Source organism: Pseudomonas defluvii, assembly GCF_001695625.1.
GTDB classification, from domain to species: domain Bacteria; phylum Pseudomonadota; class Gammaproteobacteria; order Pseudomonadales; family Pseudomonadaceae; genus Aquipseudomonas; species Aquipseudomonas defluvii.
This window is the reverse complement of the sequence record NZ_MBPN01000244.1, coordinates 1-2,230: the sequence shown is the minus strand read 5'-3', so window position 1 is coordinate 2,230 and position 2,230 is coordinate 1. Positions and strand designations below refer to the sequence as shown.

Annotated in this window: 1 protein-coding gene; it reads left to right on the top strand. The window is 45.8% G+C overall.

Features of this window, described 5'->3' with window-relative positions:
• The coding region (locus EKA13_RS27960) for a hypothetical protein (protein ID WP_176717498.1) at positions 1-446 on the top strand (446 nt) is incomplete at its 5' end.
• Positions 447-2,230: the final 1,784 nt, after the last annotated feature.

Sequence of the window (2,230 nt, the reverse complement as noted above, 5' to 3'; positions counted from 1 at the left end):
GAAACTTTATACTTTCGACCTCAGCAAATAAAGCCCTGGAAACTCTAGCCAAATCAAGAAACAAAAACATAACTGACACACTGGAATGGCTAATTAAAAGCGGGCTTGAAATCAAAAACCAATACCGCAGCCAACTCAACGAGCTAAACAAGTCCCATCGCAAACAACTCGACAATTATCAAATAGCAGCTGTCACTCTCACTGAAAAACTAAGCGAAGCCCTAACCGAATCCTGCAAATTAACGCTTCAAATTGAAACATTAACCCCCAACCCGGAAAGTCTCCCAACCCCACAAAAGGACCAAATCGAAATACTCTTCAGAAAGAAAAAATCAACACTCTTGAAATCAAACACCATCATCAAAAGAGACGCTATACGAATACACGAAAGACAGATACAACCAACAACCCATTACATTGAGCAGGAGCAGGAGCAGGAGCAATAAAGAGATTATAAAAAATCACCCCATCAATACTGTAATCGAAAAATCATCACTAACCATGAAGACAGACCAAACCCTACTCTCATTATTTAATTTTTGTTTTATAGTTAGCCAGTGAGCGCTTCGAGTTTTGGCATTGACACAGCACCGCAATTGCGCTGGTCATTTCCAATAATTTTGACATGTTAGCTCGATGCTTCCTGCCCCTGAAGATATGCCTTGGAGAAGTGCTAAGGTCAACCTTTAGTGCGTCATCCAACACCTTATGACGGTTTTCCTTAGGCCGACCATTGGTACCAACTGACACCCGTGATGGGAAAGCATCCCTGCCATAACCAAGTTATTCTTGAGTAATTCACCAAGTCTGTTACGGGCGATGATTAGCGTTCACTTTAAGTAGTCATATAGAAATCTCTTCCAGCTCTTAGCCACCGGCACCGTCCGCTTGCGCCACCAGGGCCTAAAGGATGTTTTTTATATTAGCAGCCAAAATACGCTTATACGCATTAGGATCGATCCGCAACCTTCGAACAAGCTTTTCGTTTATGGACTGCTTAAACTTTATAAGGTGCCCATTCGCACTCATTTTGATCGGCAGGAACAATTTCAGACAGCCGTTGGTTAGAGATTTTTCCATCTTGGACTTTGCAAGCTTGCTGGATGCCCTCAGGATATCAAAGCTAGTGGCTCGACACTACGTTAAAATCTTCTCGTAGATACCAAATAAAATCATGCCATTACATGAGGTGCGTCCTTGAGGCAACCCGAGACTTTCATCATTTTAATGGACAGAATGATCTGGCGGGTCGAGCGCTGCTCGCTGGCGCGTGGAAGACTGCACATTGCTGCTGGGTGAACAATCTACCTTGATAGTTCCTATTAATACCTGATTGGCACACTATCAAGTCAAAATAGGGTTCCAGTCCGTCAAGGCCGCCGCCAGGCTAAAAAAAATCATAGCTCCTGATCATATATGAATCCGGCCACTTGTGGTGGAAAATCTACCTGCACCGACTTCTCTTACAAAATCTAATCGAGATCACCAGCAATGTAACTCACAAACTTGAGAGGTTCTGAACTGACCATTATGGCGTACATCAAATCGCGTTTACTTCGCGGCAGTAATTTCGACCAACGTATTGCAATCGCTCGTCCAGAACGCGCTATTCTGACCATGAATACAGGCAGCCAGCAGAAGTGCAATAGTGACGTCTTGTAAAATCAAATCAAATTACTCTATCCAGACCTGTCGCCAGCATGGGTTAACCCGCAGCACCTCTCAATGCGTAGGCTCCGGGTACTGGTCCATGGAACAAATCGCTCGCCAACCTACCCAAGGCCCAGGCTGGGGTCTGCTCAAACTGGACCTCGACGTGATCGAGCCCTGTGCATGAGGAACTGAGCTGAAAGGACTTGAGGTGGAATAGACTAGCTTGGGATTCGGGAACGGTGAAATGATGGGATTTGGAAGATGGAGAGGGTAGACCCAACTCCACGCTTTGAGCTTGCTGCTCGTGAGAAAAGAATCAGCTCCCGTCCCTATCGAGAGTTCGGCAAACCAGGTGCGTTTAGCCCTGCGCTCTTCAACGGCGATCCCAGTACCACTCCTCCACCCCACAAGAGCGTTTCACAATGGCTGTCACTGACCGAACAAAATACGGGTACAAAACCGGGTATAGGAAAAATAGAAATCCAAAGAAACCCAGTAAATTAAAACCTTACAGACCATGACTTCCCACCTAACGTCTAAGCCCGCACCACCCGATAAAACCGCGCCCTGGCGCGGT